Below are 25,386 nucleotides of genomic sequence, written 5' to 3' on the forward strand. Positions count from 1 at the left end.
AAAAAATCAAAAAAATAGTTACATTAATGGTACGTTATTTTATAATGGATAAGTAAAATGAAAAAGGGGAGAAAATAAAATTGAAGAACTATAAAATAAAATGGTTATTAAGTTACGTTGGTTTGTGTGTTGTATTTTGTCTAACATCTATTCAAGTATTTTCTGAAGAAATAGATAATAAGGTAGATTGGTTAGGAAACTATCAATCTTTAGTTTTTCTATCAGAACAGGGAAATCCGTATCATGCATGGGGAGAAACTGCGGAATGGTCTTATAATGAGGGAACTCAAACACTGACGATAGACGGTAAAATTGAAGGCTTTTCTAGACCATGGAACTTATTAGAAGATGAAATAAAGCATATTAAAATTAAAAATCAGTTTAGCATAGTTGGATCAGCAGAAGGATTATTTAGTTCATTACCAGCACTAGAATCTATTGAAAGTGAAAAAATAGATACGTCACAAGTGACTAGTATGGAGAAAATGTTCTTTAAAAATATTAGTTTAAAAGAAGTGAATGTAGAGAATTGGGATACAACAAAAGTGAAGAGTATGGCGGAAATGTTTAGTTCTTGTCTTAGTTTAGAAGAAATAAATGTCACAAAATGGAACACTAAAAATGTGACGGATATGGAGAGGATGTTCTATAGTTGTGGTAATCTGAGGGGATTAAATGTAAGTGACTGGAAGGTTTTAAATGTAGAGAATATTGACTACATGTTTAGCGAGTGCTTAAATTTGGTGTACCTTGATGTATCAAAATGGAATACATCTAAAGTAATCACTATGAGAGGTGTCTTTAATGATTGTTTTAGACTAAAAAATTTAAATGTCTCTGATTGGAATGTTTCTTCTGTAGAGTATGTAGATTTCATGTTTTACAATTGCAAGACATTAACAGAATTAAACTTATCAAAATGGAATGTCTCTAAATTTAAAACAGCTAGTGAAATGTTTAGCGGCTGTGAAAATTTACAGATGTTGAACATTTCAAATTGGAGAGTAGAAAGTCTTTCGAATATGGAAAGTATGTTCAAAGACTGTCGCTCATTATTGTATTTAGATCTTACTGGATTTAATATGGTTGATGTGGTAATTGAGGGAGAAAAATTAAAGGATGATAATTTTTTACAGGATAGTGGTGTCAGAAGTCTTAACGTAGGAATAAAAACGCGATTGGATAATTCTGGATTAGAAATTTTAGCAGAGAGATCTGTAGATGATTTTTGGTACAACGATACCGCGGTTAATAATGGGTATCTAAACACAAATGATTTTATCACGATGTACGATGGGCTGTATCCTGGTTTTTATACATCGATTGATACAATAAAAATAGATTTTAATATTAGAAATTATGATGATACTGAAATAGATAAATTTTATGTTATTAGCCAAAAGAATGAAAAGATAAAAGAACCAGAAATATTAGAGAATCCAGAATATGAACAGTATCAATTTTCAGGATGGTATATGGATGAGGAATTAAAACAGGTCTGGGATTTCAATAATACTACATTTAATAACATGACATTGTACTCCAAATATCAACAAATAGGAGAAGTGATAGTTAATTATCTTGATGATTTAGGAAATGAAATAGAGTCGTCAACGAAAAAATCAGGTGAAGTAGGTACTGGTTATTTAGTAGAACCTAAATTAATTGAGGGTTATGAGTTAGATGAAAGTCAATTGCCAACCAATACGCAAGGTTTGTTTACTGAAATACCAATAGAAGTGACCTATGTCTATAAAAAAGTAGTCATTCCAGAAGTGAAGACTGGAGAAGTGATAGTAAAATATATAGATAGTTTAGGAAACGAAATAGAGTCGTCAACGAAAAAAGAAGGTCAAGTGGGCACAAATTATACAGTAGAACCAAAGTCAATTGAAGGTTACGAATTAGACGAGAATCAACTGCCTACGAATGCGCAAGGTATGTTTACAGAAATGCCAATAGAAGTAACCTATATTTATAAAAAAGTAGTCATTCCAGAAGTAAAAACAGGAGAAGTTTATGTAAAATATGTCGATACTTTAGGAATCGAAATAGAAGCATCAACAAAAAAAGAAGGTCAAGTGGGCACAAATTATACAGTAGAACCAAAGTCAATTGAGGGTTATGAGTTAGATGAAACTCAACTACCGACCAATACGCAAGGGTTATATACTGAACAGCCAATAGAAGTGACCTATGTCTATAAAAAAGTAGTTATTCCAGAAGTAAAAACAGGAGAAGTTTATGTGAAATATGTCGATACTTTAGGAATCGAAATAGAAGCATCAACAAAAAAAGAAGGTCAAGTGGGCACAAATTATACAGTAGAACCGAAGATAATTGAAGGTTACGAATTAGACGAGAATCAACTGCCGACGAATGCGCAAGGTATGTTTACAGAAATGCCAATAGAAGTAACTTATGTCTATAAAAAAGTAGTCATTCCAGAAGTAAAAACAGGAGAAGTTTATGTAAAATATGTCGATACTTTAGGAATCGAAATAGAAGCATCAACAAAAAAAGAAGGTAAAGTGGGCACAAATTATACAGTAGAACCAAAGTCAATTGAGGGTTATGAGTTAGATGAAAGTCAATTGCCAACCAATACGCAAGGGTTATATACTGAACAGCCAATAGAAGTGACCTATGTCTATAAAAAAGTAGTAATTCCAGAAGTGAAAACAGGAGAAGTGATAGTAAAATATATAGATAGTTTAGGAAACGAAATAGAGTCGTCAACGAAAAAAGAAGGTCAAGTGGGCACAAATTATACAGTAGAACCGAAGATAATTGAGGGTTATGAATTAGACGAGAACCAACTACCGACCAATACTCAAGGATCATATACTGAACAGCCAATAGAAGTAATCTATGTCTATAAAAAAGTAGTCATTCCAGAAGTAAAAACAGGAGAAGTTTATGTAAAATATGTCGATACTTTAGGAATCGAAATAGAGTCGTCAACGAAAAAAGAAGGTAAAGTAGGCACAAATTATTCAGTAGAACCGAAATTAATTGAAGGTTACGAGTTAGATGAAAGTCAATTGCCAGCCAATACGCAAGGCCTGTTTACAGAAATGCCAATAGAAGTAACTTATGTCTATAAAAAAGTAGTCATTCCAGAAGTAAAAACAGGAGAAGTTTATGTAAAATATGTCGATACTTTAGGAATCGAAATAGAAGCATCAACAAAAAAAGAAGGTAAAGTGGGCACAAATTATACAGTAGAACCAAAGTCAATTGAAGGTTACGAATTAGACGAGAATCAACTGCCGACGAATGCGCAAGGTATGTTTACAGAAATGCCAATAGAAGTAACTTATGTCTATAAAAAAGTAGTCATTCCAGAAGTAAAAACAGGAGAAGTTTATGTAAAATATGTCGATACTTTAGGAATCGAAATAGAAGCATCAACAAAAAAAGAAGGCGAAGTGGGCACTGAATATACAGTACAGCCGAAATTAATTGAAGGTTACGAATTAGACGAGAATCAACTGCCGACGAATGCGCAAGGTATGTTTACAGAAATGCCAATAGAAGTAACTTATGTCTATAAAAAAGTAGTCATTCCAGAAGTAAAAACAGGAGAAGTTTATGTAAAATATGTCGATACTTTAGGAATCGAAATAGAAGCATCAACAAAAAAAGAAGGTAAAGTGGGCACAAATTATACAGTAGAACCAAAGTCAATTGAAGGTTATGAATTAGATGAAAGTCAATTACCAGATAATAGACAAGGCTTATTTACTGAAATTAAAATTGAAGTGACATATGTTTACAAAAAAATAAAGATTCCAGAAGTGAAAAACGGGGAAGTTTATATAAAATATGTCGATAATTTAGGAATTGAGCTAGAAACATCAACGAAAAAAGAAGGCGAAGTAGGAACTAGTTATTCGGTAGAACCAAAATTAATTGAAGGCTATGAGTTAGACGAGAACCAACTACCGACCAATACGCAAGGGCTATATACTGAACTGCCAATAGAAGTGACTTATGTCTATAAAAAAATAAAGATTCCAGAAGTGAAAACAGGGGAAGTAGTAGTAAACTATGTCGATAATTTAGGAAATGAGCTAGAAACATCAACGAAAAAAGAAGGCGAAGTAGGAACTAGTTATTCGATAGAACCGAAGTTAATTGAGGGCTATGAATTAGATGAAAATCAATTACCGACCAATGTGCAAGGATTATATACTGAGATGCTAATAGAAGTGACCTATGTCTACAAAAAAGTAATAATTCCAGAAGTAAAAACAGGAGAAGTAGTAGTAAACTATGTCGATAATTTAGGAAATGAGCTAGAAACATCAACGAAAAAAGAAGGCGAAGTAGGAACTAGTTATTCGGTAGAACCAAAATTAATTGAAGGCTATGAGTTAGACGAGAACCAACTACCGACCAATACGCAAGGATTATATACTGAGATGCTAATAGAAGTGACCTATGTCTACAAAAAAGTAATAATTCCAGAAGTAAAAACAGGAGAAGTAGTAGTGAAATATGTTGATAGTTTAGGAATCGAAATAGAAGAGTCAACGAAAAAAGAAGGCAAAGTGGGTACTGATTATTCGGTAGAACCGAAGTTAATTGAGGGCTATGAATTAGACGAAAGCCAATTGCCAACCAATACGCAAGGCTTGTTTACTGAAACTAAAATAGAAGTGATGTATATCTACAAAAAAGTAATAATTCCAGAAGTGAAAACAGGAGAAGTAGTAGTGAAATATGTTGATAGTTTAGGAATCGAAATAGAAGAGTCAACGAAAAAAGAAGGCGAAGTGGGTACTGATTATTCAGTAGAACCAAAATCAATTGAAGGTTATGAGTTAGATGAAAGCCAATTACCAGCCAATAGACAAGGTTTGTTTACTGAAACTAAAATTGAAGTGACATATGTTTATAAAGCTAAAAAAGAAACTTTGGTTGAACAAAGTAAAGATAAAGAAGAATCTACTAAAGGAAATAAAAAAACAAAAGAAACACAACACAAATTCCCTAAAACAGGTGAAATAAAAAGTAAGTTTAGTTTTTATATAGGAAGTATCATCGTGGCAATAATGATTGTTTTGAAAAAGAGAAAAGGTAAGCAAGATGTTTAGAAGAATAGGTAATGGATAATTATAAAATTGATTATTCATGAATAAATGACTGTGATTTAAGTTTCTATAACTTATCTCACGGTCATTTTAATTAATGTAAATACGTTGAAGGCAAAATAAAGTCAAAATTATGATAAAATAAAGTAATAATTATGAATTCAATCAAAATACAATAAATAGATGTGAGGAAAATAAAATGACTAACATAACACTTCCTTTAAAACCTGAAAATAGCCATTTTACAGATAAACAATGGCAAGCAGTCTATGATGGAGGGAGTAACCTTCTGATTTCTGCTTCTGCAGGTTCGGGAAAAACCACCGTCCTAGTAGAGCGGGTGATTCAAAAAATTAAAAGTGGTATTAATGTGGATGAACTTTTGATTGTGACTTACACGGAAGCTGCGGCAAAAGAGATGAAGCAAAGAATTCAAGTAGCGGTTCAAACTGCGATTACTGAAGAGGTGGATTTGAATAAGAAGCAACATTTAATTAAGCAATTAAGCTTGCTTCCAACCGCATCAATCAGTACCCTCCATGCGTTTTGTTTAACGGTGATTCGTAAATATTATTATTTAATTCATATTGATCCAGTGTTTCGTTTGTTGACAGATGAAACTGAGATTGAGTTATTAAAAGAAGATGTTTGGAATGAAGTGAGAGAAAATTTATACGGCAGTGAGGAAGAAAGTTTTTATTTATTGACTGAAAATTTTTCTAATGACCGAAATGATAATGGATTAACAAAGCTAATCTTTTCATTAGCGAATTTTGCTAAGTCGAATACTGATCCTTTAGAGTGGTTGAAAAAATTACCAGAGACTTATGATATTGCTGATAATTTATCTGAAAGTCCTTTATACCAAATTTACATGAAACCTGAACTGTTGAAGCAATTAACCCAAACAAAAGAAAGTAATGAACGATTAAGCAATAGTATCAAAGGCGAGCCAGATTTTGAGAAAACAGTGGGTGTTTTAGAACAAGACGCGCAATTGTTGGTTTCTTTACTCCAATTAGTGGAAGCTGATGATTTGGAAAATGCCTATCAGTTTATTTCTCAAACCAAATTTGCAGTTATTAAGGGACCAAACAAAAAAACAAGTTCAGAAGATGTGATGATGTTTTATGAAGAAATCAAAGCTGAACGGGATATTATCAAAAAACAAGTGGCAACGATAAAGAAAAATTACTTTGGTTTATCTCCTGAAAAACAAGTGGAACTAATGAAAGAAACAAAGCCATTAGTCGAAGAGATGGTGAAAGTCTGTGAGTTGTATTTAAAGACTTTTGCTAAGGAAAAAGAGAAGAAAAACTTAGTTGATTTCAATGACTTAGAACACTTTACTTTAAGTATTCTAAGACAACTAGAAGGTGATCAGTGGGCAGCGTCAGAAGCCTCACAATACTTCCGACAAAAGTTCCATGAAGTCTTAGTGGATGAGTATCAAGATGTGAACCGTCTTCAAGAGGGAATTTTATATTGGTTACGAAAAGCTGATGAAGAACAGGGAAATTTATTCATGGTAGGAGATGTGAAGCAGTCGATTTATGCTTTTCGTCTGGCAGATCCAACTCTTTTCATTGAAAAATACGAGCAATATGCGACAGAAACAGATGGTCGTCGAATTATTTTAGCTGAGAATTTCCGTTCAAGAGGAAGTGTCTTAGATTTTACAAACCTTATTTTTACTCAGTTAATGGACAGAGAACTTGGTCAAATTGAGTATGATACCAGTGCTGAACTGATTACTGGTTTTACGGGATATCCTGAAAGTCAGAAACATGACACAGAAATTTTGATTTTTGAGAGTGAGATGGAAGAAAGCGAGATTGAAGAGCTGGATTTAACCTTCACCATTGATGATAAAACAGAAGGAGAGTTACTTTTAGTCGGGCAAAAAATCGAAGAAATGATTGCTTCTGAATTTCCAATATATGATAAAAAGAAAAAAGAGAGTCGCCCCATTAAGTATCAAGATATTGTGCTTTTAAGTCCAACGAAGAAAAATAATTTGGTTATTTTGGATGTCTTCAAAGAGCTAGATATACCTTTGTTTGTTAATGATACGCAAAATTATTTCCAAGCAACAGAAATTAGAATCATGATTGCGCTTCTGCAAATTATTGATAACCCGTATCAAGATATTCCTCTAGCAGCCGTGTTACGCTCACCTATTGTTGGTGCTAAGGAGAATGATTTAGTAAAAATTAGACAGTATGACACGCATGGTTATTACTATGATGCTTTGAGAAGGTACTTAAAAGAAGAAACGGCTAATAATACGTTGTATCAAAAAATAAATGAATTCAATCAAAATTTAACCAGCTGGCGTGAGTTAGCCAGACGAGAAAAATTAGTCACCTTAATTTGGCAAATTTACCAAGATACAGGGTTACTCGATTACGTGGGTGGGATGCCTTCTGGGAAACAACGTCAAGCCAATCTACATGCTTTGTATGATAGAGCAACTGCGTATGAAGAGATGAATTTCAAAGGTTTATTCCAATTTGTTCGTTTCATTGAAAAAATGCAGGCGAAAAATAAAGACTTAGCAGAACCTAATGATTTAAGTGATGAAGAAGATGCGGTTCGTGTAATGACAATTCATGCCAGTAAGGGACTTGAGTTTCCAGTGGTTTTTGTTTTGGATATGAGCAAACAATTTAATATGACAGACATTAACAATCAATCTTATATCTTTGATGAAGCACTTGGTTCTGGAATTAAATATTTTGATGGTGTGAACCGAGTGAAATACGAAACCATGCCCTATGTGATTATTAGAGAACAAAAGCGCAAGAAAATGTTAGCTGAGGAAATGCGTAAGCTGTATGTTGCCTTAACGCGTGCGGAAGAAAAATTATTTTTAGTTGGTTCATATAAGAGCAAAGAAGATGCGTTTAAAAAATGGCAAACAAACGTCACCTCTGATCACCGCGTTCTTTCAACGAGTAGTCGATTAGGCCAAAGAAGCTTAATGGGATGGGTAGGAATGAGTTTAGTCAGACATCCAGAAACAATCAAAACCTATCCTGAGTTAACAGTTGACGCATTAAAAGGATTGGGTAAATCTTTAGCTAATTTTTCAATAACTTTCTTTAATAAAGAGGATATATTGAGTCAACAAAAAGAAACCATAAGTGACGAAACGCAAACAATCATGATGGCTGATGAGCCAAATCCTCAGTTGTTAAAACAAATTGTGGACCGCTTGAACTATGAGTATACAGATATCTCTTCAACGGTTACAACAAGTTATCAATCGGTTTCTGAAATTAAACGTGTCTTTGAAGATCCAGATAATCGGGAGTTACAGGTCTTGGATTTATCTAAGAATTTAAGTTTGTCAGGTAATCGAATGGTGGGTGAGAGTTTAGCGAAACCGGTTTTTTTAAGTGAAATGACAAAAGTTAGTCCAGCCGAAGTTGGAACAGCGACCCATTTAGTGATGCAATTAATAGATTTGTCTAAGGAACCAACCAAAGAATATTTATCTGATTTAATTCAGTCTTTAGTTGAAAAAACTGTTCTTAAAAAAGAAGTGGCTGATAAAATTGATAAACAACTTTTATTAGACTTCTTTGAAACAGACTTTGGACAACGTTTAATCAAGGAGCACGATTTAGTTAAACGGGAACAACCTTTTTCACTTCTTCTAAGTGCATCAGAAATCTTTGCTAACTTTGAAGGAAAGAAAAGTGATCGTTTATTGATTCATGGGATTATTGATGGCTACCTTGAAACGGAGGAAGAACTCATTTTGTATGATTTTAAAACGGACTATGTTCCCAAAGAAGCCAGTGAAGAAGAATTTCAAAAAATTAAACAGAAATATACCGGACAACTTAACTTATATCGCTTAGCATTAGAGGAAGCAACTGGTAAAAAAGTCACTCAAGTTAAGCTGATTTTGTTAAAAGGACAAAAAATCGTTGATTTAGTGGATTAAGAAAGAAATAGGTAGTGATATGGTTAGAAAAGTGTTAAAATTTTCTTATAAAAAAGAGAGGAGGAAAAAGTATGTATAAAACATCAGGACAATTAAAAAGAGAGGCCAAAGATAGCTTAAAAGGTCGTTGGTCAGATGCAGTGAAATTAAATTTAGTTCCTTCTTTACTTCAAATTGCATCAGCTGTCTTTTTCACGTTAATGGTTGCAGGAATTGTACTATTTATTTCAGTATTTACAGATTCAAATGATGTTTCCATTGGTAATTCAAGTCATGAATCAGCTATTTTTAGTGGTGCATTAGGTGACGATATAGATGATATGTGGGATAAGGACTATAATGATTATGAGGATAATTACACTTACTCACCCGCAAGTGTGACAGCAAACGTTGCTTCATCTTACGGTGTGACACCAATTATTACCTTTGTCTTATCATTTTTAACTATCGGAATTTCATTTACCTTCTTAGATGTGATTAGAAAACGAGAACAACAATCAATGGAGATGAAAGATGCCTTTAGATTGTTTAATGGGGTTGATTTTATTCCAGTCCTATTAATTAATATTTTAACTTACATGTTTCAGTTTCTGTGGTCACTGTGTTTTGTTATTCCAGGTATTGTTAAATTGTATTCATATTCTCAATCAAATTTTATCTATAAAGATTTATCAACTCATAAAGATACGAGAACAATGGGAGCGACAAGTTTTATCACTGAAAGTCGTCAGCTAATGGATGGCCATAAAGGTCGTTTATTCTGGTTAGATATTAGTTTCCTTGGTTGGAAAATTTTAAGTTTATTTACTTTCAATATTGCTAATATTTGGTTGAACCCATATATTAATACAACCAAAGCTGCCTTTTATAATGACTTGGCAAAAGATCGCTATTTAATGCTAGAAGTTGAAGAAGAGGAAGAAGAATGGACTAACTTTTAAAAGAATGAGACATTTCTCATTCTTTTTTTACTAAATTCAAATAGATTAATCAATCTTATTTAACAAACATGTAGTAGTATACTTTCATACCAATTATCCCGAATTGGTTTTTCATACTTAACTCCTATTGAGAGAGAGTAAAATAACAACCTTCATTTCCACTAGAGCGACGGCTTTAGTGGTTTTTTTTATTGTTTTCATATATAATGGGAACATACGTTTAGGAGGTGTGTGGAATGTCTAGTCAATTAAGGTTTCCATTAAAGAAAGATACATCGAGAAAAATAATTCATATTGATATGGATGCTTTTTTTGCTTCAGTTGAAGAAAGGGATCATCCTGAGTTGGTTGGGCATCCTCTAGTAATTGCCAAACATCCTAAAGATACGGGTGGTAAAGGTGTTGTGACAACGGCGAATTACGAAGCGAGAAAGTTTGGTATTCATTCTGCCATGAGCGCTCAAAAAGCCTATGAACTATGTCCAAAAGCCAATTTTGTTCAGGGAAATCGAAATCACTATGCTGAAATTTCAAAAGAAATTCATGCTATTTTTCATGAGTATACTGATATGATTGAACCTTTATCTTTAGATGAGGCCTATCTAGATGTCACAACGAATAAAAAAAATATTAAAAGTGCCATCAAAATTGCCAGAATGATTCAATTAGATATTTGGCGAAAACTGCACCTAACCTGTTCTGCTGGTGTGAGTTATAATAAGTTTTTAGCAAAACTTGCCTCTGATTTTGAAAAACCTAAAGGAATGACCTTGATTTTACCTGATGATGCTGAGGAATTTTTGAAAAAGTTACCTATTGAAGACTTCCACGGAGTAGGGAAGAAAACTGTTCCTAAGATGCATGAGTTAGGTATTTTTACAGGAGACGATTTATACAAAATGGATGAGATGGAGTTAATTCGTCATTTCGGTAAAATGGGATATTCTTTGTATCGTAAAGTTAGAGGAATCCATGATAGCCCTGTAGAGCCACATCGTGACCGAAAATCAGTTGGTAGGGAAAATACCTATGGCAAACCCTTAGCTACTGAGGAAGCCGTTATTATGGAATTAAGAGGATTATCCTTTGATGTAGAGAAAGCGCTGAAAAGAGTTCAACTTCATGGTAAAACAGTGGTCTTGAAAGTAAGAGATCGAGAGTTTGAAACTTATACAAGGCGTGTCACTTTACCGGACTATGTAGACGATCAGGAAACATTATTTTTCCATAGTAAACAAATATGGGATGGTTTTGATTTGTTAGATAAAGGGATTCGTTTATTAGGAATTACCGTTACTAATTTAGAGTCGAAAGAATATGAATTGATAAAATTACCTTTATGGGAAAAGAACATATAAAAAACCGCTAACTCACAAATGGAGAAGCGGCTTTTTAGTATTTAAAATTGCTTGGAGCTAAGCTACTTTTTCACTACCTAATATAAATCGGAGTTCAAAAGGCAACTCCTGCGACAATTTCACAACTTAAAATCAATCTGAAATTCATAAAAATTTGAAAAGTAATTTTCATGAATTCCGGCTTATTTTCAGAAGCTAACCACTTTTTTTATAACCTTAGTTTTGATTCGACATTTCTAGTAATTTGGTTTTTAAGTCTTCTTCCATGACGCTTAGTTCGATTTCGGCGTTGCGGCGTTTTTCTTTTCCTTCTTTTTGGATACGTAGTGTTTCTTGGATGGTTTCAACTAAGTCGTTTTGTGTTTTTTGTAATGTCTCAATATCGACAATACCACGTTCATTTTCCTCAGCTGTTTCAATGGCAGAAATTTTTAACATTTCTGAGTTCTTCGTTAACAAATCATTTGTTGTTTGAGAAACTTGACGTTGCGCTGTTACGGCATCTTTTTGTCTTAATAAAGTTAAAGCAATCGCTACTTGGTTTTTCCATAAAGGAATCGCTGTATTGATTGATGCTTGAATTTTTTCAGCCAATGCTTGATTGGTATTTTGAATCAAGCGAATTTGTGGTGCTTGTTGAATCGTAATTTGACGCGCTAATTTTAAGTCATACGTTCTCTTTTCAAGGCGATCAACGAATTGATTTAAATCATTAACGATTTGAGCGTCCATTTGATCTCCAGTGCTTTCTGCCTTTTTCATGGCTTCTGGAATCGTTACAAGGTTTAAGTCATCAATTTTTACTTCACCTGCAGCAATATAAATATTTAAGGCATCGAAGTAATCTTTATTTTTATTATAAAGTTGTTCTAACATTAAGTTATCTTGGAGTAAGCCGTTTTTCTCTTTATCAAGTTTCACGGCAATCTTGTCAATTTGAGCCCCAATTTTTTGGTATTTAGCAGTCACTTCATAAACGGATTGTTTCACTTTACCAAACATTTTTTTGAAAATATTACTATCACGAGCTTCTAGTTCACTAGGGCTTGCTTCGTTTAAGCGATACATTAATTCTGTTAAAGAATCTCCCATAGGACCGATATCTTGCGCTTGGACGTGATTTAACATAGTGTGAGAGAACTCACCTAATTTTTGTTGAGCGGCAACCCCGTAGCTAAGAACAGCTTGGCTATCTGTTGCGTCAATTTGAGCAGCTAATTCACGAGCTTGTCTTTGACGGTCTTCTGGTAATTTATCAATCACCTTTATTGCAGCAGATGTGTTAGTTTGTAATTTTTCTTCAACGGTTGCGAGTTTTGAAGCGTCTGGTGCTTCAAAAGGATTACTTAGTAAGTCATCTAATGTATTAGAGACAGGGGATACATCTTTTAAGTCAGTTGGTTTTAATTCGTCAGTCATTTATTATATCTCCTCTTCTTGTTTGTATGAGTCATAAACTTTTTCTCGGTCAATATTTTGTTTGGCGATTGAAATTTCTACATCTAAATCTTCCAAATCATCATTAACGAAATCAGCGTAGTCTTTTACGATTAATTGTGAAACCTCTTCAATGGCTGTGGCGCTTTGAGTCAAAGCATCAAAGGTATCTTTGTTTTTTAACTCATGGTTATTGATTTCTACATACTTATTTGTTAATTCTACTAAGTTTGGTAGGTGATTGTAAAGGAAACGATCACATAAATGAAGTTTTCTAGGTTCTTTCACAATCTCTTTAAACATCGCTTTAGATGCTTTTAATGTATCGTATCTTAAATTGATTGCTTTTAGTTTAGCAACTTGATTCATGTTGTCTTCAAGTGTTTTAATTTGTTTTTTTGTTTCTGCCATCGTATCTCTAAAGAAGACGATTTCTTTGTTGGTCATTCCTAAGCTTTCGTAATGAGCTTCTTTTTCACGTGAAAGGTTTGGCATTCTGTCTTTTGACTTATTCGAACGATTACCAGATAAGGCTCTAAAAATATTAAAAATCGCCCAAAGTAATGCCATAAACAGAACAATTGAGAAGATAGTATTAATAAAGCCACCACCTACATGAACAACTAGTCCAACTGGTATTAATACGATGATGAGTAAAATAGACTTCCATAATGATGCGTTTTTTGTTTTCATACGAATCCACTCCTAAATGTTTTATCAAACATATTTGATCTTAAAAACATTTTATCATAGTGAACTGAAATAGATATCAGTCTATGGATTGATTTATTTTTTTTTAAGAATTAGCTAAAATAAGGTAACAATTAATAGGAAGTTTGTTGAAAACAACGCCCGTTAAAGGTATGATATGCTTAATATTAAAGATATTCAAGGAGAAAATAATGAAAGATCAATTTGAAGAAAAAACAATTAAACGTGAAATTTTGTATGAAGGAAAGATTATTGATGTTGTTCTAGATGATGTTTTACTACCAAATGGGAAAACATCTAAGCGAGAATTAGTCTTCCATAATGGAGCTGTCGCGATAATTGCGATTACACCAGAAAATAAAATGATATTAGTTAAACAATATCGTAAAGCTGTTGAAAAAAGTATTTTAGAAATTCCAGCAGGAAAGATTGAAAAGGACGAAACGGTTCCAATGGAGACAGCTAAAAGAGAATTAGAAGAAGAAACTGGCTATCAAGCAAAAGAAATAAAAGAAATTGCTAAATTTATTTCTTCTCCTGGTTTTTCTAATGAGTGGTTATATTTATATGAGGCTAAAGACTTAGTTAAAGTTGAAAACCCATTACCGCAAGATGAGGACGAATTTTTAGAGCTAATGGAATTAAGCTTAGATGAAGCCAAAGAAAAAATTGTGACTGGCGAAATTTGTGATGCCAAAACATTATATGCTATCCTATACTGGGAAGCACAAAGTAAGTAAGGAGTTTAACATGTTTAGAAAAAATAAAGAATCAAATGTGGATGATTCTCCGCAGAAGAAAAACGAGGATCAGATTTTAACAAGAAGTCGTGTTAGGGAGATTAATCAAAATAAAAAGCGTAATACATGGTTAAATAAAGCCATTGTGATTGTGGCAATTCTTTTAGCCATCACGATTTACGCTGTACTTAAACTTTAATAATCTAGGGGAGTGTCTTTTTTGAAAATAGGAATTATTGGTGCAATGGAGCAAGAAGTTAAAATTTTAGCAAGTGAATTAACAGAAATGACTACATGGGAAGAAGCAGGAGCAAGCTTTTATTCAGGTAAATTAGGTCAACATGAAGTTGTTCTAACAAGATCTGGAATCGGTAAAACATTAGCAGCTGTGACAACAACCCTTTTAATTAGTCATTATGATGTGGATGTTGTGATTAATACAGGATCAGCTGGTGGGATTGGTGAAGGATTAGCAATTGGAGATTTAGTTATTTCTGATAAAGTTGCCTATTCAGATGTGGATGTGACAGCTTTTGGTTACGAATACGGTCAAATGGCACAAATGCCTTTGTATTATGAAGCAGATAAAAAATTAGTTGAGTTGGCAATGGAAGCTTCAAGTAGTGCGATGTTAAATACACGTGTTGGTTTGATTGTTTCAGGAGACACATTTGTCAGCAGTGACAAGCAAATTCAAGATATTAAGTCTCATTTTCCAGATTGTTTAGCTAACGAAATGGAAGGGGCAGCAATTGCTCATGTTGCGTATCAATACAAAAAACCATTTGTTGTTATTCGTGCCATGAGTGATGTTGGTGACGAGAATGCTAGCGTGAATTTTGATGAGTTTATCATAGAAGCAGGAGAAAAATCAGCGAAGATGGTTTTAGCTTTAATTGCTGAAATAAAATAGTCAGGAGATGAGTTCATGGAAGCTTTATTATCCATTGATTATACCTATGATTTTGTCGCAGATGATGGGAAATTAACGACAGGTAAAGTTGGACAAGCAATTGAGAAGAAGCTAGTTGCTTTAACAAAAGAGTTTATTGATAATGATGAATTCGTGGTTTTTGCGATTGATGGACATGATCCAACTGACAACTATCATCCAGAAAACAATTTGTTTCCACCTCATAATGTGATGGGAACTTCAGGAAGAGATTTATATGGCTCTTTAGCAGATTTGTACGAAGAAAAGATAAATGCTGACAATGTTTACTGGTTAGATAAGCGCCATTATTCAGCTTTTAGTGGAACGGACTTAGACATTCGTTTACGTGAGCGAAAGATTACTAAAATCCATCTTACAGGTGTTTGTACGGATATCTGTGTCCTTCACACAGCAGTGGATGCTTATAACTTAGGGTATGAGATTGTCATTCATGAATCTTGTGTTCAAAGTTTTGATGAAGAAGGCCATAAATGGGCGTTGAGACATTTTAAAAATACATTAGGTGCAGAGATAAGATAAGAGTAAAGAGCAGTTGACGTTGGTTGTCGACTGCTCTTTACTCTATATTCAGTTGCTTGGATCTAGGCGCCTTTTTCATCACTTTGTGTAGTTCGGATTCAAAAGGCAGCTCCTGCGACAACTTCAAAAAATAAAATTAATTCCAAAAGCGTGAATTATTTTTATTTTCTTCCAGTTGCTTGGATCTAAGCGCCTTTTTCATCACGTTATATATTAAATAACTGTATTAATACGAGTGCTAATCCGATTTGAATGACTCCTACTAGTAAGGCATAGATTAAGAAGCGGATACCTTCTTTGAAGAATTTCGCGAAATCTAGTCTTAAACCAATAGCAGCTAAAGCGGTAATTTCAAACCAACCGCTGACTTGATGAGCGATTGTGCTGATGCTTTCAGGGAGAGGAATCAAACTATTGATGGTACAAAAAGTTAAAAAGCCAATAATATACCAAGGAAGTGGCAATTTCTTTTTCGTTCTAGTTTCTACGTATTCAGTATTAGAAGTAGTTATACGATCCTTCTCAGTAAATTTAGAAAAAGCAAAGACAACGACAACTAAAAGAATAATTCGCATAATTTTGAAAAGTGTTGCGTATTCAACGACTTCGGGACTGACCATACTGGCACTAGCCACAACTTGTCCAACTGATTGAAGGGTTCCACCGATGAGTGCACTTTTAGTTAAGACATCTGAATAAAGTCCTGTAGCAATTACAGGAAGGAGTAGCATGAGAACTGTTCCAAGTAAGTTGACTAAAGTAATAATCTGTCCTTTTTCTTCATCGTTTGCTTCAATTTCAGGAGCAATGGCACCGATGGCAGATGAGCCACACACGGCATTTCCACCAGCCATCAGTAAGCTCATTTTCTTTGAGAATTTCATTTTTTTACCTAATAAGTAAACAGCGAAAATCGTTCCTGTCATTTGTAAGACAATAAACCCAATTCCGTTAAATCCCATATGAGCAATGGTTTGAAAGGTTACTGTCGTTCCTAAAAGGACAATGGATAATTCTAACAACAAACTTTCAGCCAATTTGGTTCCTTTGCTTAAAAATGGTTGTTTGAAAAAAGTATTTCCCAGTAAGATACCAAGTAAAATGGCAATCGTTGCTGCTCCAATTGTTGGCAACCAAATGGCAATCACTTTACTAATTGCTGCGACAATGAAGGATAAAATAAGTCCAGGTCCTATATTTTTGAATCTTTCCATATAATATTTCACACTCTCTTTTTATTTAATAAAAAAAGTATAACCTTTCTTTTTACATTTGAGAAATATATAGTTAGAATATTAATTATAAGAAAAACTAATAATAGGTGATGAGATGTTCAAATTATTAATAACATTTAAAAAAGCATATGAGACGAGAAATTTTTCAAAAGCAGCAGAGATTTTGTTTATTTCTCAACCCGCAGTCTCTAATCAGATTAAGCAATTAGAAGAAGAATTAGACTGTGTATTGTTTAGAAGAAAAGGTAAGCAAGAGATGGCACCAACTGAATCAGCAGATATTTTGTATCAACGATTGTTAGATTTGACGGATGATTGGCAAGAAACAGTGAAGTTAGTCAAGACAACAGAAGAAGCAAAGAAGGTTTGTAAAATCAGTGCTTCAAATACTTTTTCAATTTATTACTTACCTGATTTAATAAAAGAGTTAATGAACCAGTTTCCGAATGTGATTTTTGAGTTAGACATGAAAAATTCAGAAGAAGTCTTAGAAAGTTTAGAAAAACATCAAGTGGATTTTGGTTTCATTGAAAAGCCAATTGTGACTGAGGGTGTTACTCGGACTAGGATAGAAAAAGATGAACTTGTGATCGCTGGGGATTTATCCAGTGATTTATGGTTGAGCCGTGAAGCGACATCTGGTGTTTTTCATTATATGGAAAACTATTTATCCGCAGAAAATATTAAACCAGAACGGTTCTATGTGAAGAATAATGAGATGATAGTAAAGTTATTAGAATCAGGTATTGGGAAGAGTTTGATTTCCAAACGAGCAGTTACAGATAAACTCTCATTTGAAACGTTGGGAAAAGGGTACTTCCGTTATTTTTATTTTTTAAAGAAAAATGATATGGCAGATGTAGAATTAAAAAAAATAGCGAAAGCAATTGAGTTGTTTTATGAGAATAAACAGTGAAAAATAGGGGGAAGATGAGTTTGGAAAAACCAATTTTATTAGTATCTGTACCGATAACTGAGATGCAATTAGAAGAATTAAGCCAAAAAGCAGTCGATTATCAAGTTGTTAAAGTTTTAGATTTACAGAGTGATATAAGTAAAATTGAAATTATGTATGGTTGGGATAAAAGAATAGGAGAAGAGATTCTTTTATCCCAAAATAGTCAGTTAAAATGGGTACAAGCACAATCGGCTGGTGTGGATCATATCGATGTTAAAGAGTTAGAAAAACGTGATGTTATCCTGACCAATGCTAGTGGTGTTCATGGAAATCAAATGAGTGAATCAATCTTAGGAATGATTTTTGCTCACACAAGAAACATTAAAGAAGCTGTACTGAACCAAGAAAAGTCAGCATGGGTGAAACCAGATGGAGCATCTGATTTATTTGGCAAGACAGTAATGATCGTTGGAACAGGACATATTGGTGAACGCTTAGCTGAAATACTAAGAGTTTTTGGAACGAATATCATTGGTGTCAATCGAAGTGGTCGAGAGATTCCTGGATTTGAAGAAATTTTAAAACAAGGAGAAATTTCTCAAAAGATAAGCGAAGCGGATATTATTGTCAATTTGTTACCAGATACGGAGGAAACTCATTATTTCTTTTCAGATAAGTTATTTAAAGAGATGAAAGATGGTGTGATTTTTATTAATGCTGGTCGTGGTGGCACAGTTAATACAGAGGCTTTAATTGAATCTTGTCAAAATGATAAAATTGCTTTTGCCGGTCTAGATGTCTTTGAAACAGAGCCCTTACCAAGTGAAAGTCCTCTTTGGAAATTAGATAATGTATTGATTACACCTCACACTTCAGGGATGTCAGATCAATATTATCAACGACTATTCCCGATATTTGTAACTAATTTATCAGAGTTTATCTTAAAAGGTAAAGTTGTACAAAATCAAATTAGATAGAAAAAAGACGATTCACATCCGATTAATTGGAGGGAATCGTCTTTTTAGTTTCTTCCAGTTAATCAGAGCAGAACGATTTTTTATTCACGCTTATATAAATTTAACACAGACTACTTCTGGGGCGAATACATCTTTTTGTAATAATGATAATTCACCGGTTGTTTCGTTTCTTTCGAATAATGTTAGGTTATCTGTGTTTTGATTAGCTAGTACAACAAATTTTTGGTCTGGTGTGATGTCGAAATCTCTTGGAAAATCACCTTCCACTGAAATTAATTGGATTAATTCAATCGTCAAGCCTTCTTCTGATACTTTGTAAACAGCAAGTGAGTTATGACCACGGTTTGAAGCATAAAGGAATTTTCCGTCTTTAGAAATACGAATCGCAGCACCACCATTAAAATCAGAAAAGCCTTCTGGTAAAGTTGAAATAACTTGTTTTTCAGTGAAGATACCAGTTGTTTCATCATATGCTAAAACAACGATTTCACTTGATAATTCACCAAATAAATAAGCAACTTTATTGTTTGGATGGAAAACTAAATGACGAGGTCCAGTACCAGGATTTGCTTTGAAAGTCGCGACTTCTGTTAAATTTCCTTCATTTGAAACATCATAAGTATAAACGGTGTCATTTCCTAAATCACACGCTACTAAGCGGTTATCAGGTGTTAAATCAGCGTAGTGAGCATGTGGTCCAGTTTGGTTTTCATGAGGACCGCTACCTTCATGTTGGATATGGTCAGCTAATGTGATTGAGCCGTTCTCATTAATTTTGTACGATGTTAAAAAACCTTGATGATAATTAGCACCAAAAACTAATCCTCTAACTTCATCAACTGCTACGTAGCAAGGAGGAGCACCTTCTTCGGTAACACGGTTTAAAAATGTGTATGTTCCGTCGGCTTCTTTTTTATAAGCAGCAACGCCACCTAAATCGCCATCTTTAGAGACAGCAAAGAGTTTTTCGTCTGTTGTTGTATCTAAAAATGTTGGATTGTCTTCCTTAATAAGTGAAGTTAAATTAACTAACTCTTTCTTTGTAGTGTCTAGGTCGATTGTATAAATCCCTTGACTTGTTTTTCTAGTATATGAGCCTAAAAGTATTTTTTGCATGTTTATGTACACCCTTTCCTTATTATCATCAAAATTATAACATAATAAAATAAATTAAGAAAAAAAGCGTACCTATTGGTCAGATAAAAAGTTTTAAAGATAAAGTTATGCTATACTTATTTAGAATTGAAATATATAAAAGAGGTGTAAAAAATGATGCAATCAGTCGTAAAGTCAATTGGAGCAGAAGCGATTAATAAAGAAGAACCTTTATTAATATTATTTGATACGAGTGCCACAGAATCATTAAAAAAACATGCGGTGATTCAAGAATTTAGTGAAGAAGCAATTAACGAGATTAAAGTGGGAGATACACTGCGCTTTGATGATCAGGAATACAAAATTACTCAAGTAGGGCCTGTTGCTAATCAATATTTAAAAGAAATGGGACACGTCTCAATTGTTTTTAAAGAAATTGGAACAGAAGATCAATTAGCCAACGCCTTGTATGTTGAACCTTTTGAATTACCTGTCATTAAAGAGGGTACAACCATTACTTATGGTTAATGTAAAAGGAGTTGAGTTTGATGCATTCAGAAAATGAAAAAAAAGGCACTTGGTTTCAGCGTTGGTTTTTAAATAATCAAGCAGTGACAGCCCTTTTAATTGTACTACTATGTTTATTAATCATTTTAACCTTTACTAAAGTCTCACCTTTATTTGAGCCAATCACGCAATTTATTGGGATTGTGAGCTTGCCAATTATTATCACGGGGTTACTTTACTATATTTTAAATCCTGTGGTTAATTTTATGGAGAAAAAAGGAATTAATCGTAACTTAGGGATTTCGCTCTTATTTGTAGGGATTTTAGGGTTAATCGTTTGGGGAATTATCATCTTAATTCCTAAATTAGAACATCAAACAAGTAGCTTTTTAAAAGAGTGGCCAACTTATTGGCAAACCATTGAAGTGAAGACCACAGAATTCTTTAATGCACCTATTTTTGATAAATTTAGCGAACAAATAGAAAGTGCGATTAATGAGTTTTTTGCCTCAATTAATACAATAGCAAAGACGGTTTCTAAAAATGCTTTTACTGGTATTGGTAATGTGGTGGGAGCTGTGGCAAATATTTTAGTGACAGTTTTGACAGTTCCATTCATTCTTTTCTATCTACTTAAAGATGGAAAAAAACTATCACCTTATGTGACACAATTTTTACCAACTAAGATGAGGAAACCAACTGTTAATGTTTTACAAGATATTAACAAACAATTGTCTTCTTACGTAAGAGGGCAAGTAACAGTTGCTTTTGCAGTTGCGGTGATGTTTATTATTGGTTTCTCAATTATTGGATTAAAATATAGTGTGGCATTAGGGATTTTAGCAGGTTTTTTAAATCTAATACCTTATGTTGGTTCAGCGTTAGCAACGATTCCAGCGATTATTTTAGCCTTAGTTGATGGTCCTAAAATGTTAGTTGCGGTAATCATTGTCTTTATCTTAGAACAAACCATTGAAGGGAAATTCGTTTCACCTTTAGTTTTAGGTAGTCAGTTAGAAATCCATCCAGTAACAATCATTTTTGTTTTACTTTCTGCTGGAAAAATTTATGGTGTGATGGGCGTTATTTTAGGAATCCCTGCTTATGCAGCCTTAAAAGTAATCATTACCCATTTATTTACGTGGTACAAAGAAGTTTCAGGTCTTTATGACGAGGATATACAAAAAGATGACGTCCCAAGTTAAGGGAGGTCATCTTTTCTTTAATATAGAATAAGTTCAGTTGCTAGGAGCTAAGCGCCATTTTCACCACTTTTGTTAGTCTGGGTTCAAAAGGCAACTCCTGCAGCAACTTCAGAAACTAAAATCAATTCGAAAAGCGTGAATTATTTTTATTTTCTTCCAGTTGCTTGGAGTTAGACGCCTTTTTCACCACGCTGAGTAGTCCGGGTTCAAAAGGCAACTCCTGCGGCAACTTCAGAAACTAAAATCAATTCGAAAAGCGTGAATTATTTTTATTTTCTTCCAGTTGCTTGGAGTTAGACGCCTTTTTCACCACGCTGAGTAGTCCGGGTTCAAAAGGCAACTCCTGCGGCAACTTCAGAAAATAAAATCAATTCGAAAAGCGTGAATTATTTTTTATTTTTCCAGTTGCTTGGAGCTAGACGCCTTTTTCACCACTTTAATTAAAATACTTTAGCTAATTTTACTGCTTCTTCTTTTGCTGCTGCAATGATTGTTTCAGCGTTTTCTGGTTGGTGATCCACACCTTCGATGAAGATGTGATTAATATCAGTTACCCCCATAAAACCGAAAATTGTTTTTATATACTGTGTTGCAGGGTCGCTTCCGTGGAAAGAACCGCCATTTGATTGGATATGTAATAATTTCTTGTCTGTCGCAAGTCCAACTGGGCCAGTTTCAGAATATTTAAAGGTTTTACCTTTAACAACGACTGTATCAATCCATGCTTTTAAGCGTGTTGGAATATTTAAATTCCACAAAGCATTGGCGATAACAATTTTATCAGCATTAACAAATTGTTCTGTTAATTCGTTAAAACGTGTTAATTTGGCTGATTCTTCTGCGCTTAATTCTTGGTTACTTGCAGCTTTTCCCCAAGCTTCAAATAAGGCTTTGTCAATTTCAGGAATTTCTTCTTCGAAAATATCAAGAATTGTTACTTGGCTTTCTGGTTGGTTTTCCTTATATGATGAAACAAACGTATCCAAAATAGCTAATGAGCGTGACTCTGTAGCTGTTAATGGATGTGCTTTAATAACTAAAAGATTAGACATAATTTCCCTCCGACTTATTTATTGTTAGTCCGTAAACACTATAACGACAAATTAAAAAAAAGTAAAGTAACTTTCAGATAATTTTGTTTTTTTGACTCTAGATAATGCTTTTTTTCTAAAATTACAGTATACTATCATAGGATAAGAAGGGGAGTAGAAGAAGTGGCACAACTTTTTTTTAAGCATGGCGCAATGAATAGTGGAAAGACAATTGAAATTTTAAAAGTTGCCCATAACTATGAAGAGCAGAATAAACCTGTTGTTTTAATGACAAGTGGTTTAGATACGCGAGATGAAGTTGGAGTTGTCTCTAGTCGAATCGGCTTAAAAAGAGACGCAATTCCTATTTTCCATGAGACGGATATTTATGATAAAATAGCTTCATTACCTTTTAAACCATACTGTATTTTAGTAGATGAGTCTCAGTTTCTAGAAAAGCATCACGTGATTGCTTTTGCAAAAGTTGTGGACGAACTAGGTATTCCGGTGATGGCGTTTGGATTAAAAAATGATTTCAAAAATGAATTGTTTGAAGGATCCAAATATTTATTACTATATGCAGATAAAATAGAAGAATTAAAAACCATTTGCTGGTTCTGTCATAAAAAAGCAACGATGAATTTACGTATGAATGACAACCACCCTGTTTATACAGGAGAGCAAATCCAAATTGGCGGAAATGAAAGTTATTTCCCAGTTTGTCGTAAGCATTATTTAAATCCACCAACAATAGACCGCTAAAAACGAGTCTGATGAGAATAAGCATCTAAGAAAGGAAGAATTAAATGTTCGATCAATTACAATCTTTAGAAGATCGTTATGAAGAATTAGGGGAATTATTAAGTGACCCAGAAGTTGTTAGCGATACAAAACGTTTTATGGCATTATCAAAAGAGGAAGCAGGCACGAGAGAAACAGTTGCTGTTTACCGCCGCTATAAAGAAGTTATCCAAGGAATTAAGGATTCGGAAGAATTACTTGGTGAAAAATTAGATGATGAGTTACAAGAATTAGCAAAAGAAGAATTATATGAATACAAAGCAGAAAAAGATGAATTAGAAGAACAAATTAAAATTTTATTATTACCAAAAGATCCTAACGATGATAAAAACATTATCATGGAAATCCGCGGAGCAGCTGGTGGAGATGAAGCAGCACTATTTGCTGGTGACTTATTTGAAATGTACCAAAGTTACGCTGCTGCCCAAGGTTGGAAATTTGAAGTTATGGATGCCAATATTACTGATATTGGTGGTTATAAAGAAGTAACAATCATGATTTCAGGTACAAGCGTCTTCTCTAAACTTAAATATGAGAGTGGTGCTCACCGTGTTCAACGTGTTCCTTCAACAGAATCACAAGGTCGTGTTCATACATCAACAGCAACAGTTGTCGTTTTACCGGAAGCAGAAGAAGTAGAATTAGATTTAGCAGAAAAAGATATTCGTGTGGATATTTACCATGCCTCAGGAGCTGGTGGACAACATGTCAACAAAACGGCATCAGCTGTTCGTTTGACACATATTCCAACAGGGATTGCTGTTGCGATGCAAGATGAGCGTTCTCAACTTAAAAACAGAGAAAAAGCAATGAAAGTCTTACGTGCTAGAGTATTCGACCAAATGATCCAAGAAAGTCAAAGTGAATATGATGCGACCCGTAAATCAGCTGTAGGAACAGGAGATCGTTCAGAGCGTATTAGAACGTATAACTTCCCACAAAACCGTGTGACAGATCACCGCATTGGTTTAACGATTCAAAAACTAGATCAAATTTTAGCCGGTAAAGTGGATGAAATTATTGATTCTTTAATTATCTATGATCAAACAGAACAGTTGGAAAAATTAAATGGTTAATCAACCAACTACTTATTTTGAAGTCCTTAAATGGGCTTCTTCTTTTTTAGAGGAAAAAAACTGTGAAAAATATATAGCAGAGTATCTTTTGTTAGAAAAAAAAGAGTGGTCTAAAACGGATTTGTTGCTTCATTTTAAACAAGAGATGCCAGAGAAAGAGCGTGCTGCTTATGAAGAGGATATTTCAAAAATTATCGCACACCAACCCGTTCAATATTTAATCGGTTCTTGTGAGTTTTACGGACGACGTTTTAAAGTGACAGAAGATACCTTAATTCCCAGACCAGAAACCGAAGAATTAGTTGATTTAATCATTAAAGAGAATAGAGATAATCCTAAAACGGTGGTTGATATAGGGACAGGAACAGGTGCTATAGGTTTATCACTTAAATTAGAAGTTCCAAGGTGGGGAATCAGTTGTTTAGATATTTCAAAAGAGGCGCTCCTAGTTGCTAAAGAAAATGCAAACCATTTAGAAGCAAGTGTAGATTTTCTTGAAAGTGATGTGTTAAGCAATTGGAATAAGGATCAAGAAATTGATATTATCGTCTCTAATCCACCTTATATAAGCTACAATGAGTGGGAAAAAATGGACGTTTCTGTCAGAGAACATGAACCAAAATTAGCCCTTTTTGCTGAGAATAATGGTTTGGCTATTTATGAAAAAATTGCTAAAGAAGCTAAAGAAGTTCTAAAAAAAGAGGGTAAGATTTATTTAGAGATTGGTTACTTACAAGGTGAGGTAGTTAAAAATATTTTTAAAGAGCAGTTTCCAGATAAACACATAGAAGTAATAAAAGATATGAATCAAATGGATCGAATAATCAAAGTGATATAAAGGAAGTG

General features: G+C 33.8%; 20 protein-coding genes. 15 read left to right on the plus strand and 5 right to left on the minus strand.

Annotated features, from left to right (window positions below; genetic code table 11):
- The first annotated feature begins 80 nt into the window (after positions 1-80).
- The 4 genes from G7082_RS10785 (at position 81) to dinB (ending at position 11,353) form a co-directional block, all read left to right on the plus strand.
- On the plus strand, positions 81-5,102 hold the full coding sequence (locus G7082_RS10785; protein ID WP_166035084.1) for a MucBP domain-containing protein: 5,022 nt from the start codon (positions 81-83) through the stop codon (positions 5,100-5,102).
- A gap of 196 nt (positions 5,103-5,298) precedes the next feature.
- Positions 5,299-9,054, plus strand: coding sequence for a helicase-exonuclease AddAB subunit AddA (gene addA, locus G7082_RS10790; RefSeq protein WP_166035085.1), 3,756 nt, complete (start codon positions 5,299-5,301; stop codon positions 9,052-9,054).
- A 71-nt stretch (positions 9,055-9,125) separates the two neighbouring features.
- Positions 9,126-9,995 (plus strand): DUF975 family protein, encoded by an 870-nt coding sequence (locus G7082_RS10795; protein ID WP_166035086.1) that lies wholly within the window; start codon positions 9,126-9,128, stop codon positions 9,993-9,995.
- A 236-nt stretch (positions 9,996-10,231) separates the two neighbouring features.
- The gene (dinB, locus tag G7082_RS10800) at positions 10,232-11,353 is read left to right on the plus strand and encodes a DNA polymerase IV (protein WP_166035087.1); all 1,122 of its coding nucleotides are present in this window, start codon (positions 10,232-10,234) and stop codon (positions 11,351-11,353) included.
- 216 nt (positions 11,354-11,569) lie between these two features.
- Here the strand turns inward: dinB and G7082_RS10805 are convergent, their stop codons facing one another.
- Both G7082_RS10805 and G7082_RS10810 read right to left on the minus strand, forming a co-directional pair.
- Positions 11,570-12,772 (minus strand): toxic anion resistance protein, encoded by a 1,203-nt coding sequence (locus G7082_RS10805; RefSeq protein ID WP_166035088.1) that lies wholly within the window; start codon positions 12,770-12,772, stop codon positions 11,570-11,572.
- A 3-nt stretch (positions 12,773-12,775) separates the two neighbouring features.
- A complete protein-coding gene (locus tag G7082_RS10810) occupies positions 12,776-13,483 on the minus strand; it encodes a 5-bromo-4-chloroindolyl phosphate hydrolysis family protein (protein WP_166035089.1) in 708 nt (235 codons plus the stop codon).
- A 209-nt stretch (positions 13,484-13,692) separates the two neighbouring features.
- Here G7082_RS10810 and G7082_RS10815 point away from each other — a divergent pair, with 209 nt between their 5' ends.
- From G7082_RS10815 to G7082_RS10830, 4 genes are read left to right on the plus strand one after another with little or no spacing between them, the layout of a single operon-like run.
- Positions 13,693-14,241, plus strand: a complete 549-nt coding sequence (locus G7082_RS10815) for an NUDIX hydrolase (protein ID WP_166035090.1) — start codon at positions 13,693-13,695, stop codon at positions 14,239-14,241.
- A gap of 10 nt (positions 14,242-14,251) precedes the next feature.
- A complete protein-coding gene (locus G7082_RS10820) occupies positions 14,252-14,440 on the plus strand; it encodes a hypothetical protein (protein ID WP_166035091.1) in 189 nt (62 codons plus the stop codon).
- A 21-nt stretch (positions 14,441-14,461) separates the two neighbouring features.
- The gene (locus tag G7082_RS10825; protein WP_166035092.1) at positions 14,462-15,154 is read left to right on the plus strand and encodes a 5'-methylthioadenosine/adenosylhomocysteine nucleosidase; all 693 of its coding nucleotides are present in this window, start codon (positions 14,462-14,464) and stop codon (positions 15,152-15,154) included.
- Between the two features lie 15 nt (positions 15,155-15,169).
- Positions 15,170-15,715 carry a cysteine hydrolase family protein gene (locus G7082_RS10830; protein WP_166035093.1) on the plus strand — a complete coding sequence of 182 codons (546 nt, stop codon included), beginning with the start codon at positions 15,170-15,172 and terminating at the stop codon, positions 15,713-15,715.
- Positions 15,716-15,921: 206 nt separating this feature from the next.
- Here G7082_RS10830 and G7082_RS10835 read toward each other — a convergent pair whose 3' ends face one another.
- A complete protein-coding gene (locus tag G7082_RS10835; protein ID WP_166035094.1) occupies positions 15,922-16,929 on the minus strand; it encodes a YeiH family protein in 1,008 nt (335 codons plus the stop codon).
- Positions 16,930-17,044: 115 nt separating this feature from the next.
- Between G7082_RS10835 and G7082_RS10840 the strand changes: the two genes are divergently transcribed.
- Complete coding sequence (locus tag G7082_RS10840) at positions 17,045-17,866, plus strand: LysR family transcriptional regulator (protein ID WP_166035095.1); 822 nt, start codon at positions 17,045-17,047, stop codon at positions 17,864-17,866.
- A 20-nt stretch (positions 17,867-17,886) separates the two neighbouring features.
- Positions 17,887-18,825: an NAD(P)-dependent oxidoreductase gene (locus G7082_RS10845; protein WP_166035096.1), complete on the plus strand. Its 939-nt coding sequence runs from the start codon at positions 17,887-17,889 to the stop codon at positions 18,823-18,825.
- Positions 18,826-18,915: 90 nt separating this feature from the next.
- Here the strand turns inward: G7082_RS10845 and G7082_RS10850 are convergent, their stop codons facing one another.
- Positions 18,916-19,941, minus strand: a complete 1,026-nt coding sequence (locus G7082_RS10850; RefSeq protein WP_166035097.1) for a lactonase family protein — start codon at positions 19,939-19,941, stop codon at positions 18,916-18,918.
- 153 nt (positions 19,942-20,094) lie between these two features.
- Between G7082_RS10850 and G7082_RS10855 the strand changes: the two genes are divergently transcribed.
- A complete protein-coding gene (locus tag G7082_RS10855; RefSeq protein WP_166035098.1) occupies positions 20,095-20,448 on the plus strand; it encodes a PTS glucitol/sorbitol transporter subunit IIA in 354 nt (117 codons plus the stop codon).
- A 20-nt stretch (positions 20,449-20,468) separates the two neighbouring features.
- A complete protein-coding gene (locus tag G7082_RS10860) occupies positions 20,469-21,632 on the plus strand; it encodes an AI-2E family transporter (protein ID WP_166035099.1) in 1,164 nt (387 codons plus the stop codon).
- Between the two features lie 440 nt (positions 21,633-22,072).
- Here G7082_RS10860 and G7082_RS10865 read toward each other — a convergent pair whose 3' ends face one another.
- Entirely contained in the window at positions 22,073-22,684 is a 612-nt protein-coding gene (locus tag G7082_RS10865) for an FMN-dependent NADH-azoreductase (RefSeq protein WP_166035100.1), read from the minus strand.
- 162 nt (positions 22,685-22,846) lie between these two features.
- Between G7082_RS10865 and G7082_RS10870 the strand changes: the two genes are divergently transcribed.
- From G7082_RS10870 to prmC, 3 genes are read left to right on the plus strand one after another with little or no spacing between them, the layout of a single operon-like run.
- A complete protein-coding gene (locus G7082_RS10870) occupies positions 22,847-23,425 on the plus strand; it encodes a thymidine kinase (protein ID WP_166035101.1) in 579 nt (192 codons plus the stop codon).
- 44 nt (positions 23,426-23,469) lie between these two features.
- The gene (prfA, locus tag G7082_RS10875; protein WP_166035102.1) at positions 23,470-24,540 is read left to right on the plus strand and encodes a peptide chain release factor 1; all 1,071 of its coding nucleotides are present in this window, start codon (positions 23,470-23,472) and stop codon (positions 24,538-24,540) included.
- A complete protein-coding gene (gene prmC, locus G7082_RS10880) occupies positions 24,533-25,378 on the plus strand; it encodes a peptide chain release factor N(5)-glutamine methyltransferase (RefSeq protein WP_166035103.1) in 846 nt (281 codons plus the stop codon). The genes prfA and prmC overlap by 8 nt, the downstream gene beginning before the upstream one ends.
- Positions 25,379-25,386 lie beyond the last annotated feature (8 nt).

Origin of the sequence: Vagococcus hydrophili, from assembly GCF_011304195.1 — a bacterium.
GTDB classification, from domain to species: Bacteria; Bacillota; Bacilli; order Lactobacillales; family Vagococcaceae; genus Vagococcus; species Vagococcus hydrophili.